Raw genomic sequence first — 17,536 nt, 5'->3', positions numbered from 1 at the left:
CTAACATCAGCCCCCCCCCCACCACCCCCCCCTCACCCACAAACCACACCCACAACCCCCCCCCCCCCCCCCCCGGGGGCCCCCCCCCCCCCCCCCCGGTTCTTTCGGCCCAAGGGCGGGAGATTTGAAAATGGTTAGCGCGACACGAAACAGTTGCCGCCGGCAGCCTTGTAGTTGGTGCACAGGCTGATCGCATCGTTGCGCGACTTCGCCGGGACGCGAACGCGATAGAACGTTCCCTTGCCGGCGATCTCGGCCTTGACGATGTTGGCCGTGTGGCCGGAAAGCACGCTGCCATAGCGACGCTGCAGATCCTGATAGGTCGACTGGGCGCTTTCGACGGTCGGCTGCGAGGCGATCTGCATCGACCACGAGCCACCGCCGGTCGAGGCCGCCGCCGGACTGATGGACGCAACCTGGTCGGGCTTGACCTCACCGACGACGTCGACCGGCTGGTCGGACGGACGCTGCGGCGCCACCGGAACCGTCGCCGGCGTGTTGGCAGGCTGGTTGGTTTGAGCTTCAGCCTCAGCCGTGGGCACGACGGCCAGATTGACTGCTTCCGGCGTGGCGGTTTCGGCCCGGTCGCCGGCCACTGGGTCGCCGCCCAACAGGTCGCCACTTGCCTGGTCGGCAACAGACGCTACGGTACCGGTCTGCGCCGCTTCGCCGGCCTGACCCGCCGGGGCCACAAGCTGCGGCGCCGGATCGACGGGCTCGACGGCAGCCACCTGCGATGCCGCAGGCGCCGGATCCTCGCGCGCAACCAGTGAACCATCAGATTTGACCACCATGGTTCTCACCTTGCGTGGCGCAACGGCGACGACATCCGGCTCGATGCCCTGCTCGGCCTCTTGCAGAACCTGGGCGATACGATCCTCGGACTTGGGTGCCGGCGCGGCGGCGTCGGCATTCCCGGCCGCTTGCGTGCCGCCGGCCGCATCGGCGGCTTCAGCCGTGTCGATGTCGTCGGGCGAAAGATCGACCACACGGCTCTGCGGCGGTTCCTTGGCCGCCACGTCCACCGGCTCTTCGGTGTTGGTGACCAGTTTTTCCTGGACCGGTTCGGCAGGCCTCGCGCCCCCCTTGGCCACGGCGTCGTAAACCTTGTTGTCCTGGTTCGGCACGACGGTGCCGCCCGGGTTTTCCGGCCTGACCTTGATCGGTGCGTTGTCCGCCTTGACGATGACCGGCGCATCGGTGCCGCCGTTGCCGCCGAAAGACAGCGCGAAGGCGCCGAGACCGCCGGCGATCGCCACGGCGCCGACGACTGCGGCGACCAGCAGGCCGCGGCTCCGGGGCCTCGCGGCATCCTGCTCGGCCAGGCCTGGAACCGACATGGCCTCATCCAGTTCGGGGTCGTAGTCGAGTTCGTCCAGGGCAAAGTCGTTGGCTTGCGCTTGCGAAACCGGTCGGCCGCTGGGCAAGTCGCCCAGATCGAAGCCGCTGGCGGCATCGGCGTAAGAGGCATTGACGGGCGATACTGCGGGTCTCGCCGCATAGGTTCGCGTTTCAACGCGGTCGGACTCATGGCCTGACTGGAACCCTGCCCCCGGCTGGGGTCCGGCCCCCGGCTTGAATCCGGTATTGTAGGATTCGTCGTCATACGCCGCGCTGCGCGCCGGGCCGGCAGCGACGTCCACGGCATTCATTTCCGAGAGAAGGTTGGCGAACTCGGTATCGAGATCGTCATAGGCAGGCGCCGGCGGTGCGTCTTCATTGGAGTCGAGTTCCGGAATATCGAGGTCGTCCGCCAGCGCTACGACGCGCTCGGGCACATCGACTGTCTCGACATCGGGCATCTCGTCATATGCAGAGGCTTGTTCGCTTTGAGCTGGCGCAGGTGCCGCATTGGCGGCATCGTCTTCGGCCGCCTCATCCTGATAGGCCGGCTCATCCTGATAGGCCGGCTCATCCTGATAGGAGGGTGCCGCAGCGGTTGGCGGTGTCGTTGTTTCTGTGGTCGCCGAAGCCGTCGGCTGGGCTGCAAAGGCGGGTTGCGGCTGTGCCACCGGCGTTACGCGGCTCCACGAACGGGCCGGCGCAGGCGCGGCGGAGGGTGCCGTCATCCAGCTGAGCGAATCATTCGGATCCTGCTGTGGAGCGGCGGCCGCAACGTCATCGCCATGATCCAGACCGATGTCCTTGGCGAAGGCGGCGTGCAATGCATCATCGTCGAATTCGATATCAGCCGGTCCGACAGCTTCTTCAGCGCCGAAATCATGGCCCTCGAGCCCGTCGAGGAGAACGGTGTCGAGATCGGCGTCGGCGGCCTGGACCGCGTCTTCATTCGACTGCTCCGAAAGGTCTTGCTCGTCAAGGCTCCCGGCCAGTTCGTCGGTGGGATCCACTGGTCCGTCGGCGGCTTCTCCAGCCGCGGCTACAGGTTGCTGGACCATGGCGGCCGCGGACGCTGCCACCGGGGCAGCCCGTGCGCTCATGGTGCCCAACAGCGCGTTCAATTCGTCTTCGAGGCTCCGCTCCTCAGCGACGGCGGCTGGCGCCGTCGGTTCGGCTGCAACGCCGGGGGCCTGAGTAGCCGGCTCCTCGGCTTCATCGGCAAGCGTGTCGTCGAAGCTCAATTCAAAATCGTCGTCCAACGCATGTTCCGGGGTCGCGGCGGAAGGCTCGTCGTCGTTGGCGGCGATAGAATCCGGCTCGTCAATTTCTGGCTCGTCGACTTCGACCGGCTCAGCCGTGCGAATGTCGAAATCCATGTCGACGTCATCCATGGCGACGTCGGCCATAGTGTCGTGGTCGGCAAAGTCCTCGTCGGACTCATCCGAAACGGCCCAAACAGCCGCAGCGGGAGCCTCGACAGCGGCCTCGATCGGCTCATGCTCGTCGAGCGTCAACTCGTCTTCGAGCGAGCTTGCGACGGCGTTGTCGAATTCATCGTCCAACGCGGGTTCGGCGGCCGGCGCGGCGATGTCGGCGGCTTCGGCAGCCTGCTCCACCTGCACGTGCTCGTCGAGCGTCAGCTCGTCTCCGAGCGAGCTTGCGACGGCGTTGTCGAATTCATCGTCGAAGGCGGGGTCAGCGGCCGGCGCGGAGATGTCGGCGACGGTATTCTGTTCGTCCGTCGCATCGTCATCCAGCCGGAAATCCTGTTCGAGCGACGCAGAGAGTTCGTCGTTTACCGGCAAATCGTCTTCGAACGGCGACACGTCTTCGAGCGAACTGGCGATCGCATGGTCAAAATCGTCGTCGAACGCCGCTTCAACAGCCGGCGCGGATACTTCGGCAACACCGGAACCCAGGTCGGCGGCGGCAACGACATGGGCAGTTTCGTCCGCCGTGTCGTCGTCCAGCCGGAAATCCTGTTCGAGCGACGCGGCAAGCTCGTCGTTCCCAAGCTCGTCGTTCCCAAGCCTGTCGTCCACCGGCAAATCGTCTTCGAATAGCGACACGTCTTCGAGCGAACTGGCGAGCGCTTCGTCGAAATCGTCGTCGAAAGCAGCTTCAGCAGCCGAGGGAGTTCCGGCAACGCCAGAGCGCACATCGTCGACAGCAATGGCAACGGCGGTTTCGTCTACCGCATCGTCGTCGAGCAGGAGATCCTGTTCGAGCGACGCGACAAGCTCGTCGTCGATTGGGTCAGTAGCAGCCGCGTCGAAAGCCGGCTCGCGAAGCTCGGCTGCGCCGTCATTGGCGTCGCCGCCGAATTCGCCCATCAGTTCCTTCTCGAGGTCGATGCCGAAATCGCCGTCGTCCGCTGGCTGACTTGCTGCAGCCGCCGTCGACTGGGCTTGCGGCTTGACCGGCTGGCGCGGGTCGAAGCCCATGATCCTGGTCAGTTCCGCGAACGGATCATCGTTGGCGATATCGTTTTGGGCGGCTGCTTTCAGCTGGGTTCTGTCTGCCATTATTGTTCCCGAACTCGCACTCATTCGGACGCCGTTGACGTCGCGCAGGGTTGGCCCTTACCAGCGCAATGTGGGCAAAAGGTGACAGGTTTTTTAGTCAAACCTAACGCATTTCGGTGGGCGCATCGGCTCCGATCAGCGTCAGGCCGGACGTCAAAACGTCCGAAACAGCCTGCACCAGCCCTAGTCTGGCATGGGTCAATTGTCGGTCGTTAACCTTAACAAAACGTAAGTCGGGATTTTCGGTGCCGCGGTTCCAATGTCCGTGGAAGCTGGAGGCGAGATCGTAGAGGTAGAATGCCAGCCGGTGCGGCTCGAGTGCAAGTGCCGCGGATTCGATCAGCCGCGGATATTCGGCAAGCTTCCTGATCAGGCCGATCTCGCCTTCGTCGGTCAGCGAAGCGGTGGCGGCGGCCAGCCGATTGCGGTCGAAATTGGCCTCGCCCAGCTGTTCGCTCGCCTGCCGGAACACCGAATGGCAGCGCGCCGAGGCGTACTGGACGTAGAACACCGGATTGTCCTTCGACTGCTCGGTCACTTTGGCGAAGTCGAAATCGAGCGGCGCATCGTTCTTGCGGTAGAGCATCATGAAGCGGATCGGATCGCGACCGACCTCCTCCACCACTTCGCGCAGCGTTACGAAATCGCCCGACCGCTTCGACATGCGCACCGGCTCGCCCTCGCGAAAAAGCTTTACCAACTGGCAAAGCAGCACGGTGAGCTTCACCTCGTCGCCGGAAATCGCCCGGGCGAGCGCTTCCAGGCGCTTCACATAACCGCCATGATCGGCGCCAAGCACATAGATCAGCTCGACGAAACCGCGATCGACCTTGTCCTTCAGATAGGCGACGTCCGCGGCAAAATAGGTGAAGGTGCCGTCCGACTTGACCAGCGCCCGGTCCATGTCGTCGCCGACCGCTGTCGAGCGGAACAGCGTCTGCTCGCGATCCTCCCAGTCGTCCGGCTTCTCGCCCTTGGGCGGCGGCAGCTTGCCCTTGTAGATATGGCCCTTGAGGGTCAGGTCGTTGATCGCCGAGCGGATTTTCCGGGCGTTGTCGGCGTGCAGGGTGCGCTCCGAGAAAAAGACGTCGTGATGCACATTGAGCAGCGCCAGATCCTCACGGATCATTGCCATCATCGCATCGATCGTCCTGTCCTTGACAATGGCAAGCGCTTCTTCGTCCGGCATCTGCAGCAAGGAACGGCCAAATTCGCTCGCCAGAGCCTGACCGACCGGCACGAGATAGTCGCCCGGATAGAGCCCGGCAGGAATCTCGCCGATGTCCTCGCCGAGCGCCTCGCGGTAACGCAGCATGACCGAGCGGCCGAGCACGTCGATCTGCGAACCAGCGTCGTTGATGACATATTCCTTGATCACGTCATAACCGGCGAAGGCCATCAGATTGGCGAGCGCATCACCCACCACCGCGCCGCGGCAATGGCCGACATGCATCGGTCCGGTCGGGTTGGCCGAGACATATTCGACATTGGCCTTCTTGCCGCCGCCAACGGTCGAGCGGCCGTAATTGCGGCCTTCGCCGAGCAGCGCAGTCAGATGCGCCTGCCAGAACGCGTCCTTGAGCCTGAGATTGACGAAGCCCGGACCGGCAACGTCTGCAGCGGCGATGTCCGGGTCGGCGCGCAGCGCTTGCGCCAGCCTTTCAGCCAGTGCGCGCGGCGGCTGGCCGGTCGGCTTGGCCAGCACCATTGCCGCATTGGTCGCCAGGTCGCCATGGCTGGCGTCGCGCGGCGGCTCGACGGCGACGCGCGACAAGTCCAGCGAACCGCCGTCTTTGTCTTTCAAATCAAGCGCTTCGACGGCCTTTATAATTCGCGCGTTGAAATCGGCGAAGATGTTCATTGGTGTGGCCCTGGCTCTGGCGGCTTTGCGGGAATCCGGTCTATTGGCCGGCAAAATCGAGCCCCGCCTAGCTTAATTCAGGCGTATGGTCAAACAAACGGCGGTGTTCCTTCAAAGCGTAGGTATCCGTCATGCCCGCCAGGAAATCGGCGACGCTGCGCGCCTTGATGCGATCATCAGCCCGGTCGAGCCCTTCGCGCCAGCCATCGGGCATGGCGCGCGGATCGGCGAAATAGACCTCGAACAGGTCGTTGACGATCTGCTCGGCCTGGTTGCGCACGCGCACGACTTCGCTGTGTCGATAGAGATGCTTGTAGAGAAAGGCTTTCAATTCTTCTTCGAAAGCGGCCATTTGGGCTGAAAAGGTCACCATCGTCTCGCCTGCCGCCCTCACCGCGTCGGCGCTGTCCGGCTTGATGCGGGCCAGATTGGCGGTGGTGGAGACGATGACATCCTCGACCATCATCGTGATCTGCCGGCGCATCAGTTCGTGCCCTGTCCTCACATCGTCCAGCGCCGGATAGCGCTGACGCACGCCGTCGAGGATCGAGCCGGGCAGCGAGACATTTTCCAGCATCTCTAGCGTCAGAAGGCCCGACCTCAGGCCGTCATCGATGTCATGGCTGTTGTAAGCGATGTCGTCGGCGATCGCCGCGCACTGCGCCTCGATGCCGGCGAAGCGGTCGAGCTCGAGGTCGTGCAGCTCCGAATAGTCGCGGATCGCTTGCGGCACCGGCCCCGTCAGCCCGTTTCCGCTGGCGTCGGTCAGCGGTCCGTTGTGCTTGACCAGCCCCTCCAGCGTCTCCCAGGTGAGGTTCAGCCCGTCGAATTCGGCATAGCGGCTCTCCAGCCGCGTCACCACGCGCAGCGACTGTGCATTGTGGTCGAAACCGCCCCAGGCCGCCATCTTCTTGTTCAGCGCATCCTCGCCGGTATGGCCGAAGGGCGTGTGGCCGAAATCGTGCACCAGCGCCACCGCCTCTGCCAGGTCCTCGTCGCCGCGCAGCGCCCGCGCCAGGGCGCGCGCGATCTGCGCCACCTCGATCGAATGCGTCAGCCGGGTGCGGTAATGGTCGCCCTCATGCGCGACGAACACCTGCGTCTTGTGCTTGAGCCGGCGGAAGGCCGTCGAATGAATGATGCGGTCGCGGTCGCGCTGGAACGGCGTGCGGGTCGGGCTCTCCACCTCGTCGAACAGCCGCCCGCGCGACTTTGCCGGATCGCAGGCATAGGCCGCGCGCGACCGATAACCAAATCCGATGTCGCCCAACTCATTTGTCATCGCCCCAACCAATTTCCATAGCCCCAACCAATTTCCATGGCCCCAACCAATTTCCATGGCCCCAACCAATTTCCAAGGCCTGTGCCGCAGTTGACTTGCCCCGTCGCGCTTCATACCTATCATGTGAAACCGAAAGCAAGGTGACGCCCATGGGCGCTGATGCCAAGACCGCCATGAAAGTCGAGATGACGGACGCCGCCGCCAGGCGGATTGCCAAGATTGTGTCTGGCGAAGCCGGCAAGACGGCGCTGCGTGTTTCGGTCGAGGGCGGTGGCTGTTCCGGCTTTTCCTACAAGTTCGACCTGGTCGACACCCGCAACGATGACGACGTCGCCATTGAGAAGGACGGCGCCACCGTGCTGATCGATGACCTCTCGCTTGTCTATATGGGCGGCTCGGTGATCGATTTCGTCGACGATCTGATGGGCCAGTCGTTCCAGATCAGGAACCCGAATGCGGTCGCCTCGTGCGGCTGCGGCACCAGCTTCAGTATTTAGAGAATGCCTACCATTAGCGCGGTCCGTCAGGTCGCGCTTTCAGCCGGGCGCGATCTCGATGCAACGCTGGCGTTCTGGCAAGACGTGCTTGGCATGGCCGTGCACGTGCGCTTCGATCCGCCTGGCATCGCCTTCATCATGACCGGCGATGTACGGCTGCTGTTCACCGATGGCCTGCCGGCCGGCACCGTCTATCTCGACATTTCGGGCCTTGACGATTTCCACGCCTCGGCAAAAGCCGCCGGTGTCCCCTTCACCGCGCCGCCGATGCTCGTCCACCGCGATACCGAGGGCCTGTTCGGGCCGGCGGGGGAAAGCGAATGGATGGCCTTTCTAAAGGATCCGGCAGGCAATACGATCGGCCTCGTCGAACGCCATCCGCCCGAGCAGCAATGAGGCCGTCATGAAAATCGTCACCTGGAACATCAATGGTGTTCGGGCCCGTATCGGCAATTTGACCCACTGGCTGACGGAAAGCGCGCCCGATATTGCCTGCCTGCAGGAGATCAAGACGGTCGACGAGCAGTTTCCGCGGGCCGAGATCGAGGCGCTTGGCTACAACGTCGAAATCTATGGCCAAAAGGGATTCAACGGCGTCGCCATCCTGTCGAAGCTGCGCTTCGACGAGGTCATCAGGGGCCTGCCGGGCGACGATGCCGACGATCAGGCGCGTTTCATCGAGGGCGTGTTCTCGACCGACAAGGGCGCGATGCGCGTTGCCTCGCTGTATTTGCCGAACGGCAATCCGATCGATGACGAGAAGAAGTTCTCCTACAAGCTGTCCTGGATGGCGCGGCTGGAGCGCTGGGCCGAGGAAAGGCTCGTGCTCGAAGAGGCGCTGGTGCTGGCCGGCGACTACAATGTCATCCCCGAACCGATCGATGCGAAGTTCCCGGAGAACTGGCTCAGTGATGCGCTGTTCCAGCCGCAGACCAGGCAGGCGTTCCGCCGGCTGAAGAACCTCGGCTTCACCGAAGCCGTGCGCGCGGTCAGCGACTCGCCGGACATTTTTACGTTCTGGGACTATCAGGCCGGCGCCTGGCAGAAGAACAACGGCATCCGCATCGATCACTTGCTGCTCTCGCCCGAGGCCGCCAATCGCTTTTCCTCGGCCTCGATCGAAAAGCATGTGCGCGCCTGGGAAAAACCCTCGGATCACGTGCCGGTGGCCATCGAACTGGGTTTTGCGCCAATCTGATCGTTTCGCGCCCAGAACCGCCGGATTGCCTTGATAGACCGTCATATCGCCACAATCGGGGTTTCCGCTGCAATCCGGGTTCGGCTGGGGTTCAGGATGACGATCAGGTTTGCGATTTGCCCATGTGCCGCCGCGCTCGCCCTCGCGGCAACGTCGGCGTTTGCCAATCCTGCATGCCTGGCCAACGGAACATCATTCCAGATCGGCCAGGTCGCCTGCCTGACGCTTTCCGGCCGGAGCCATCTCGCCCGCTGCGACATGGTGCTCAACAACACGTCATGGACAAGGATCCGGGACGATTGTCCTAAAACCCCGCTGGCACCGCCGGCCACGCCGATTTCAACGCCGGAGTCCGGTCCCGTTCCGACAAAACCGACCGAGAATTGATCCCGACTTTTTCGAGAGCCCACTCTTCCTGACTATTGACCCAGTCTTTCCCAGCTGTTGGCTTCGTGCTGGCTTCGCGACTACCGGTCGCCGCCACCCTTGGTGAGGATGTCGTCGGCCAGCGAAATCGCGGTGCGGCGGTCGGCCTCGCCCGCGGCGGCGAACGCCTCTTCCTGCATGCCGCGTATCCATGGCTGGTCGGAAGGCGCGGCTCGTTCAAGCGCCGCGGTCATCATCGCCAGCCCCCGAACGATCTTGCCGCTCTGGAAGAGCAGGTGGCCGAGCGTCGCCTGCGCGCCGGCATGGCCCTTTTCCGCAGCGAGTTGGAACCAGCGTCCGGCCTGCTTAATGCTCGCCTTGACGCCGCCCTTGCCATTCAGGAAGATCTGGCCCATCTCGAACTGGGCATTCGGGTTGCGGTAGTTGGCGGCGGCGCGCATGTAGTACTCCTGGGCCGCCACCTCGTTCTCTTTGATCGGGCTGCCGGGGATGCCCTTCCTCAGATAGTCGCCGAGCGCCACGAGCGCGTCCGAGACATAGCTCTCTTCCGGCGAACCGGGCTCGACGTCCTGGTCGACGATCTCGCTGAAGAACTTGAACGCCGCGTAGTCGTCGCGCTCGACGCCGTCACCCTCGGCATACATGCGCGCAAGCTTCCAGGTGGCGCCGATCTGGCCGTTTTCGGCCGCGTATTTATAAGCCTCAGCAGCCTGCTCCTTGCGGCCGTTCTTGTAGGCGGAGAAGCCGAACTGGAACACCGCCCACGGGCTCGACTGCGGCTTCACGCCGGTCTTGTCGTCGAACACCTTGTCATCGAAGGCCATGGCCTGGCCTGCGGCGCCCAAGGTCGCGCCAAAAGTGGCGATCGCGACCAGTGCCGAAAAGACAGACAGCCTCAGCAACTCAGATATCCGCATAACAATGTGTTTCTCTCGCACCACCGGGATGGGTGACCGCCCCGTCGCGGGCAGGCCCTACCGTTTGTGCATATTTCCAGATCGCGCCCGACTGATAGTCGGTCGCGCGCGCCTTCCATGCCTGTGCCCTGGTCGCCAGTTCGGTGTCGGACAGCGCCACGTCGATGGTGCCGTTCACCGCGTCGATCGAGATCAAGTCGCCATCCCTGAGCAGCCCGATTGGGCCACCCACGGCGGCTTCCGGCCCGATATGGCCGATGCAGAAACCGCGTGTCGCGCCCGAAAAACGCCCGTCGGTGATGAGAGCCACCTTGCCGCCCATGCCCTGGCCATAGAGAGCCGCCGTCGTCGACAGCATTTCGCGCATGCCCGGACCGCCGCGCGGTCCCTCGTAGCGGATCACGAGGACCTCGCCTTCGCTGTAGCTGCGATCCGTAACCGCCTGGAAACATTCCTCTTCCGAATCGAAGCAGCGTGCCGGACCAGAGAATTTAAGCTCCGACATGCCCGCGACCTTCACGATCGCGCCTTCGGGGGCAAGATTTCCCTTCAGGCCCACGACGCCACCCGTTCGGGTGATTGGTCGGTTGGCGGGACGGACCACATCCTGGCTATCATTCCAGGCAACGTGCTCCATATTTTCGGCTAAAGTGCGGCCGGTCACGGTCAGGCAGTCGCCATGCAGATAGCCGTGGTCGAGCAACGTCTTCATCAAGAGCGGAATGCCGCCGGCCTCGAACATATCCTTGGCGACATATTTGCCGCCCGGCTTCAGGTCGGCGATATAAGGCGTCTTCTCGAAGATCCTGGCGACGTCGAACAGGTCGAACTTTATCCCGGCCTCGTGCGCGATCGCCGGCAAATGCAGCGCCGCGTTGGTCGAACCGCCGGTGGCCGAGACCACGGTCGCCGCATTCTCCAGCGCCTCCAGAGTGACGATGTCGCGCGGGCGGATATTTTTTGCGATCAGTTCCATGATCTTTTCGCCGGAGGCGAAATTGAAGCGGTCGCGCATCTCATAGGGCGCCGGCGCCCCGCAGGAATAGGGCAGCGCCAACCCGATGGCCTCGGCGACGGTGGCCATGGTGTTGGCGGTGAACTGGGCGCCGCAGGAGCCGGCCGACGGACAAGCGGCTTGCTCGATTTCGAGGAGTTCGGCGTCGCCGATCGTGCCGACCGAGTGCTGGCCGACGGCCTCGAACACATCCTGCACGGTGATCTGCCGGCCCTTGTAGGAGCCGGGCAGGATCGAGCCGCCATAAATGAAGATCGACGGCACGTTGAGCCGCACCATGGCCATCATCATGCCGGGCAACGACTTGTCGCAACCGGCAAGGCCGACCAGCGCATCGTAGCAATGGCCGCGCATGGTGAGTTCGACCGAATCGGCGATGACCTCGCGCGACACCAGTGACGATTTCATGCCCTGGTGGCCCATGGCGATGCCGTCCGTGACGGTGATGGTACAGAATTCGCGCGGCGTGCCGCTAGCCGCGGCGACGCCCTTCTTGACCACCTGCGCCTGGCGCATCAGCGAGATGTTGCAGGGTGCCGCCTCGTTCCAGCAGCTGGCGACGCCGACCAGTGGCTGCGCGATCTCGGCCGCCGACAAGCCCATCGCATAAAGATAGGAGCGGTGCGGCGCACGCGCCGGACCGACGGTCACATAGCGGCTGGGCAGCTTGGCCTTGGAGATGACTCTGGCGTTCATTCTCTTCCCTTGCCGCGAGCGGCGCGACCTGCCCCATAGCCGAGCCTTTTGGCATGCCCTGCGACGCATTCGAGGTGCGCCGGGTTTATGGCGGGAAGTAGGCAATGTCGGGGGGCGCCGTTGTGGCGCGAGGGTTGTTCAGAAACTGTTGCCAAAACATCACGATCGCGTGAGGCAGGGGGAAGCGGCGTCGTTGCGACGCCGCTTGGTTCGCCGGCAAGCCCCTCAAGCAAAAAAAGGCCGGGCGTCGCTCGGCCTTTTTGATATTGAAAACAGATGCTTAGAACTTGACCTTAACCGAAGCTGAGCCAGCAAGCAGCAGATCGTCGTCATATGTGTAGGTGATGGCATTTGCCGTGTCGCCAACGCCGGTGAAGGTCGACGACCCACTGGTCAGGACACCGATCGAGCCACCAAGTCTGACCTCGATCTTGTCATTCGGCGAATAGGAGATGCCGCTGGCGACCGCCCAAGTGTCGGACTGATAGCCGGAGGTCGTCGAGGTTCCACGATCCCAGGTCAGCGAAACCGCGGCCGACAATTGGTCGGTGAACTTGTGCGCTATGCCGCCCGTGACCGTCCAGCCGTCGCGATAAAGCAGATCGAAGGAAACTGGCGAGGGAGCACCGGTCACCGGGCTACGCACACCTTGGATCGGAATGATGCCAAGCTTGCTCCATTCCTGCCAGCGGATAGAACCAAACGCCAGCCAGCCAGGCGCTATGCCGCTCTGCAGCTTGAGTTCCACCGCCTGGGGTATCTCGGCCGAGGCGGAGACAGGGAACACCCCGGTGGCGCCTGGAACGAGATCCGCTGGAAAGGCGCCCCTGAACCCGGTCGTGTCGACGGTTCCCGACAGTTCGTCATATTTGTAGCTGGAAGAGTAGACCAGGCTTGCGCGCAAGGCGATTTCGGGAATTTCATAGGCGGCGCCAGCACGCCAGCCCCACGCCTCGTCGGAAAGCTGGAACTTGCCGAGGCCGGTATTGCCGAAGGCCAGCAAGGTCTGGCGCGACAGGAATGCATCGACCTCCTGGTAGGAGACCCCGCCGATGAAGCGCAGGGCGCCCTTGCCGACATTCACCTTGTAGGAGCAGGTAAGCCCGAAATCATTTGTTCTGACGTAGTATTCGACCGCTGATGGCGAATAGGCGTTGTTCGTTCCGAAGTCCGCCTCAGCACCATACGGTTCCGTATAGCTCGCAAGGCAATCCACTGGCTCAAAGATGTTGGCCTTGATGCCGATGCGCGGCACCGCATAGTCCCCACCAACGTCCACAGACGAAGACGACAGTCCCGAGCCATCCAGGCGCCGCACATTCTTCAGTGTGCGCTGTGGCGAAACATAGGTGACGCCGGCGTCGATCGAATATGGCGTGGCATCGAACAACTGGTCGATGTTGACACCGCCCCGGTCGAAGCCGCCGGCGTTGACAACGCCCGACATCAACAGCGAAAAGCACCCCGCCCCCAGCAGCGCTTTCAGACGCAAATTGTTCATGAATGTCCTCCCCTAGTACGAATGGACTAAGCTAGACCCAATTCAGGTTAACGGCGCAACAACGAATTCTCGATGCGTACATGTACGCCTCGCCGACCGTGTTTCAGACAAGGTGACAGCTTCACCGCAGAGCCGGAAAACGACCCATTTGGCTGCAAATCGAGCAAAAAAACTCGGAAAAACAAACCTGAAACTGCGCAAAAACCGCCCGTTTTGCGGCAACCGAGCCCATTGTTACATTATGGCAACAATGGGGCCAAAACATTCCGTTTACGTCAAGATTTACGCTGCGGAATGCCTATTTTTCGTGCAGGAAGCCGCCCGAAAAGCGCGTTCGCAGAACTCGCGAATCCGGAGCATCAGGCCCAAAAAGCGGAAGCCGGTTTGGCAAATCCGCTTCCTCAGCCGGTTAAACTCTCAAACACCAGAGATGATGGGTCAACCGGCTTCGCGCACGCGTGTCAGCGCCACCGAAAGCTTCTCTTGCGCCTCGCGATATTCGGCGAGTTTTTCGCGCTCGGCTTCGACGACATCTTCCGGTGCGTTGGCGACGAATTTGTCGTTGGACAGCTTCTTGTGCAGGCGGGCGATCTCTTCAGTCACCTTGACCAGTTCCTTCTGCAGCCGCGCCGCCTCGGCGGCAAGGTCGATCAGGCTGCCGAGCGGCAGGCAGATGGTGGCCTCGTTGAGCACGATTTGGGCCGAGCCCTTGGGCGCCGTATCGACAAGCGAGATGTCGCCGACCCGCGCCAGTCGCTTGATGGCCGAGGTCTGACGCTCAAGCCTTTCGCGGGTCGCGGTATTGGCCCCGATCACCATCAGCGGCGCGATCGCCGCCGGCGGCACGTTCATTTCCGAACGCACGGAACGGATGCCTGAGACCAGGTCGATCAGCCAGTTGATGTCGGCGGCCGCTGCCTCGTCCTCGAAGTCGGGCGACGGCCACGCGGCATGGCAAAGCAGCGACGGCCGTTCCTTGCCCTCACCCGATGTCTCAGCCCACAGCTCTTCGGTCATGAACGGCATCATCGGATGCAGCAGCTTGTAGATCTCGTCGAGCACGAAGGCGACGCAAGCCCGGCTCTCGGCCTTGGCAGCCTCGTCCGCGCCCATGAAGACCGGCTTCAACAGTTCCAGGTACCAGTCGCAGAACAGGTTCCAGACGAAGCGGTAGGCAGCAGTCGCAGCCTCGTTGAACCGATATGAAGTGATTCCATCAGTGATTTCACGTGCCGCGCGTGTCAGTTCCGTCAGAATCCAGCGGTTGACCGCCAGTTTGGCGTCGTTCAGCCAGAAATCGTCGTTTCTCGCGACGTCGTTCATCTCGGCAAAACGTGTCGCGTTCCACAGCTTGGTGCCAAAATTGCGGTAGCCGGCGATACGAGCCGGATCGAGCTTCACGTCACGCCCTTGCGCGGCCATCACCGTCAGCGTGAAGCGCAGTGCGTCGGCGCCATATTCGTCGATGAGATCGAGCGGGTCGATGACGTTACCTTTCGACTTCGACATCTTCTGCCCGTTCTTGTCGCGCACCAGTGCATGGACATAGACGGTGTGGAACGGCTCCTCCCCCATGAAATGCAGGCCCATCATCATCATCCGGGCGACCCAGAAGAAGATGATGTCGAAGCCGGTTACCAGCACGTCGGTCTGGTAGTAGGTCTTCAGCTCCGGCGTCTGGTCCGGCCAGCCGAGCGTCGAAAACGACCACAGCGCGGACGAAAACCATGTGTCGAGCACATCCTCGTCGCGGATCAGGATCTCGCCCGGCTTGAAATTCTCGAGTTTGTCCTCGACCCAGGCCTTCCACGGCCCTTCCAGCGCCAGATAATATTCGATCGCGGCGGCGAGCGCCTCCTCCTCGGTCTTCTCGACGAAGATGCGGCCGTCCGGCCCGTACCAGGCCGGGATCTGGTGTCCCCACCAGAGCTGGCGCGAAATACACCAGGGCTGAATGTTCTCCATCCAGTCGAAATAAGTCTTCTCCCAGTTCTTCGGCACGAACCTGGTACGGCCCTCGCGCACGGAGGCGATCGCCGGCTTGGCGAGCTCCGCCGCGTTCGCATACCATTGTTCGGTCAGGAACGGTTCGATCGGCACGCCGCCGCGATCGCCATGCGGCACGGCATGGCGATGCGGCTCGACCTTTTCGAGGAAACCGCCCGCCTCCATCAGCTCGACGATCTTGTTGCGCGCGACGAAACGATCGAGCCCGTTGAGCTCATCCCAGACGGCCCGACGCTCGGGCGTTATCTCCAGCCCGGCGAGAAACTCGTCATTGTCGGTGAGGGCGACCGCCGCCTCGACGGTGAGGATATTGATGGCCGGCAGCTTGTGGCGCCTGCCGACCTCGAAGTCGTTGAAGTCGTGCGCCGGCGTGATCTTGACCGCGCCGCTGCCCTTCTCCGGATCGGAATATTGGTCCGCCACCACCGGGATCTTGCGGCCGACGATCGGCAGGACGAGGTTCTTTCCGACCAGATGCCGAAAACGCTCGTCGTCGGGATGCACCGCCACCGCCGTATCGCCCAGCATCGTTTCGGGCCGCGTCGTCGCCACGGTGATGAAGGTTTTTGGATTTTCCGGATCGAAGACCTCGCCCTCGACGGGATAGCGGAAATGCCAAAGATTGCCATTGACCTCCTGCTGTTCGACCTCGAGGTCGGAAATCGCAGTCAACAGCTTCGGGTCCCAGTTAACGAGGCGCTTGTCCTTGTAGATCAGGCCCTGCTTGTAGAGGGTGACAAACACTTCGAGCACCGCCCTGGACAGACCCTCGTCCATGGTGAAACGCTCTCGGCTCCAGTCGGCCGAGGCCCCCAGCCGCTTCAGCTGGTTGAAGATCGCGCCGCCGGATTCGGCCTTCCACTCCCAGACCTTCTCGATGAACTCATCGCGCGTCAGGTCGCGGCGGTGGATCTGCTTCTCCATGAGCTGGCGCTCGACCACCATCTGCGTGGCGATGCCGGCGTGGTCCATGCCGGGCTGCCACAGCACGTTCTTGCCGCGCATGCGCTCGAAGCGCACCAGAATGTCCTGCAGCGTGTTGTTGAGCGCATGGCCCATATGCAGCGAACCGGTGACGTTCGGTGGCGGGATGACGATGGTGAAGGCTTCCGCGCCCTCCTCAGCGCCTGCGCCGGCGCGAAACGCGTCGGCCTCCTCCCAGACTTTGGCGATCTTCGGCTCGACGATTTTTGCGTCGTAGGTTTTTTCGAGCATGGGAAGGCGTCCGGGCTGTCGGGTTTTTGCTGGTCCGGTGTAAATCGGAAGGTTTTGGCCAAGTCAACCGCGACGCGGCAGGCGAGCGGGCTCGCCCGCCATACAGATCGATCGGACAAGATCACAGGCAATGCCACTGCCGAGGCCGTAGGCATTGCATTGCGCATCAACGAAGACGTCGCCCGCTGCGGCGGGGTTCATCCGCCGACCGTCGGAATTATTACTGCGCGCCGCGCGCCACGCGTTCGATTTCTTCGCGTACCAGCCGCTCGACCAGCGTCGGCAGATTGTTGTCCAGCCAGTCCTGCAGCATGGGCCTCAGCATCTCCTCGGCCATCTCGTCGAAGGTTTTCTTGCTGCGGCTGGCGAACGCATCGGAAAGCTCGCCGAAGGCGGCGGCAACTTGCCGGCCCGTATGTTCGGAAAGGATCGCCGGACGAGCGGACGGTACCTCGCTCGTCGCCGGGCGCGCCAACCCGCTTCGCGGCGCGGCGGGCTCGAAAGCAGGTTCGGCCGCGTCCTCCAAAACCTCAGCCTTCTGTTCGGCATCTGGCGTCTGTCGCAGCTCAGCCCTGTCTGGGGCCCTGTCCGGCCTGGCCGCGGTCTTCGCTTCGCTGATTGCGGCGATATCACGCCGCCACCCGGCAACGATACTGTCGGTCGTCTCCGCAACCCTTGCCATCGCAGGCGCATTCGGCTCGGGCTTGGCGGCCGGGGCCGCTTCGGCCGCGACCCTGTCACCAGCAAGCGTCACGGGCGATTTGACCGGAGCCGGATCGGAACGCACCGGCAGCTCCACGCGCGCGATGACAGGCTCGACAGCCGAGGATTGCGCCTGCACCTCGGTCAGCGTGGCCGGCCTCCTGGCGTCGAACCCCGGACGCAACTCGGCGCGAAACGCGCCTGCCGCTGGTGGCGCCCCGCCTGCCGCTGGTGGCGCCCCGCCTGCCTCCGGCGGCGCCTCGCCTGCCGCCGGTGGGGGGCCCGGGCGCCCCCGGGGCGGGCGGCGGGGGGGCGCGCGAGCGGGGCCCGGGGGGGGGGGGGAGGGGGGGGGGGGGGGGGGGGGGGGGGGGGGGGGGGGGGTGGTGGGGGGG

Annotated in this window: 12 protein-coding genes; 4 read left to right on the top strand and 8 right to left on the bottom strand. The window is 63.3% G+C overall.

Annotated elements, in window-relative coordinates; all coding sequences use genetic code 11:
* Nucleotides 1-134: 134 nt before the first annotated feature.
* The 3 genes from AC0L3O_RS09040 to AC0L3O_RS09030 all read right to left on the bottom strand — a co-directional run bounded on the left by AC0L3O_RS09040 (nucleotide 135) and on the right by AC0L3O_RS09030 (nucleotide 7,009).
* The gene (locus AC0L3O_RS09040; RefSeq protein WP_473615394.1) at nucleotides 135-3,866 is read right to left on the bottom strand and encodes an SPOR domain-containing protein; all 3,732 of its coding nucleotides are present in this window, start codon (nucleotides 3,864-3,866) and stop codon (nucleotides 135-137) included.
* Between the two features lie 103 nt (nucleotides 3,867-3,969).
* Nucleotides 3,970-5,727 carry an arginine--tRNA ligase gene (gene argS, locus AC0L3O_RS09035; RefSeq protein WP_128169976.1) on the bottom strand — a complete coding sequence of 586 codons (1,758 nt, stop codon included), beginning with the start codon at nucleotides 5,725-5,727 and terminating at the stop codon, nucleotides 3,970-3,972.
* A gap of 67 nt (nucleotides 5,728-5,794) precedes the next feature.
* The gene (locus tag AC0L3O_RS09030) at nucleotides 5,795-7,009 is read right to left on the bottom strand and encodes a deoxyguanosinetriphosphate triphosphohydrolase (RefSeq protein WP_473533973.1); all 1,215 of its coding nucleotides are present in this window, start codon (nucleotides 7,007-7,009) and stop codon (nucleotides 5,795-5,797) included.
* A 149-nt stretch (nucleotides 7,010-7,158) separates the two neighbouring features.
* On the opposite strand from AC0L3O_RS09030, the gene erpA reads away from it, so the two are divergent.
* From erpA to AC0L3O_RS09010, 4 genes are all read left to right on the top strand, one after another.
* On the top strand, nucleotides 7,159-7,506 hold the full coding sequence (erpA, locus tag AC0L3O_RS09025; protein ID WP_006335221.1) for an iron-sulfur cluster insertion protein ErpA: 348 nt from the start codon (nucleotides 7,159-7,161) through the stop codon (nucleotides 7,504-7,506).
* A 3-nt stretch (nucleotides 7,507-7,509) separates the two neighbouring features.
* Entirely contained in the window at nucleotides 7,510-7,902 is a 393-nt protein-coding gene (locus tag AC0L3O_RS09020; RefSeq protein ID WP_473615393.1) for a VOC family protein, read from the top strand.
* A 7-nt stretch (nucleotides 7,903-7,909) separates the two neighbouring features.
* A complete protein-coding gene (gene xth / locus AC0L3O_RS09015) occupies nucleotides 7,910-8,704 on the top strand; it encodes an exodeoxyribonuclease III (protein WP_473615391.1) in 795 nt (264 codons plus the stop codon).
* A 96-nt stretch (nucleotides 8,705-8,800) separates the two neighbouring features.
* Nucleotides 8,801-9,091: a hypothetical protein gene (locus tag AC0L3O_RS09010; RefSeq protein WP_128176484.1), complete on the top strand. Its 291-nt coding sequence runs from the start codon at nucleotides 8,801-8,803 to the stop codon at nucleotides 9,089-9,091.
* Between the two features lie 80 nt (nucleotides 9,092-9,171).
* On the opposite strand, the gene AC0L3O_RS09005 is transcribed toward AC0L3O_RS09010, so the two are convergent.
* The 5 genes from AC0L3O_RS09005 to AC0L3O_RS08985 form a co-directional block, all read right to left on the bottom strand.
* Complete coding sequence (locus tag AC0L3O_RS09005) at nucleotides 9,172-10,008, bottom strand: tetratricopeptide repeat protein (RefSeq protein WP_023802582.1); 837 nt, start codon at nucleotides 10,006-10,008, stop codon at nucleotides 9,172-9,174.
* Nucleotides 9,995-11,719 (bottom strand): dihydroxy-acid dehydratase, encoded by a 1,725-nt coding sequence (ilvD, locus tag AC0L3O_RS09000; protein ID WP_128176482.1) that lies wholly within the window; start codon nucleotides 11,717-11,719, stop codon nucleotides 9,995-9,997. The genes AC0L3O_RS09005 and ilvD overlap by 14 nt, the downstream gene beginning before the upstream one ends.
* A gap of 280 nt (nucleotides 11,720-11,999) precedes the next feature.
* A complete protein-coding gene (locus AC0L3O_RS08995; RefSeq protein ID WP_473533974.1) occupies nucleotides 12,000-13,220 on the bottom strand; it encodes an OmpP1/FadL family transporter in 1,221 nt (406 codons plus the stop codon).
* A 438-nt stretch (nucleotides 13,221-13,658) separates the two neighbouring features.
* Nucleotides 13,659-16,442 (bottom strand): valine--tRNA ligase, encoded by a 2,784-nt coding sequence (locus AC0L3O_RS08990; protein ID WP_473533975.1) that lies wholly within the window; start codon nucleotides 16,440-16,442, stop codon nucleotides 13,659-13,661.
* Nucleotides 16,443-16,662: 220 nt separating this feature from the next.
* On the bottom strand, nucleotides 16,663-17,328 hold the full coding sequence (locus tag AC0L3O_RS08985; RefSeq protein WP_473615390.1) for a PopZ family protein: 666 nt from the start codon (nucleotides 17,326-17,328) through the stop codon (nucleotides 16,663-16,665).
* Nucleotides 17,329-17,536 lie beyond the last annotated feature (208 nt).

It is taken from the genome of Mesorhizobium sp. WSM4810 (assembly GCF_055811235.1).
This window is presented reverse-complemented; position numbering and strand designations above follow the sequence as displayed.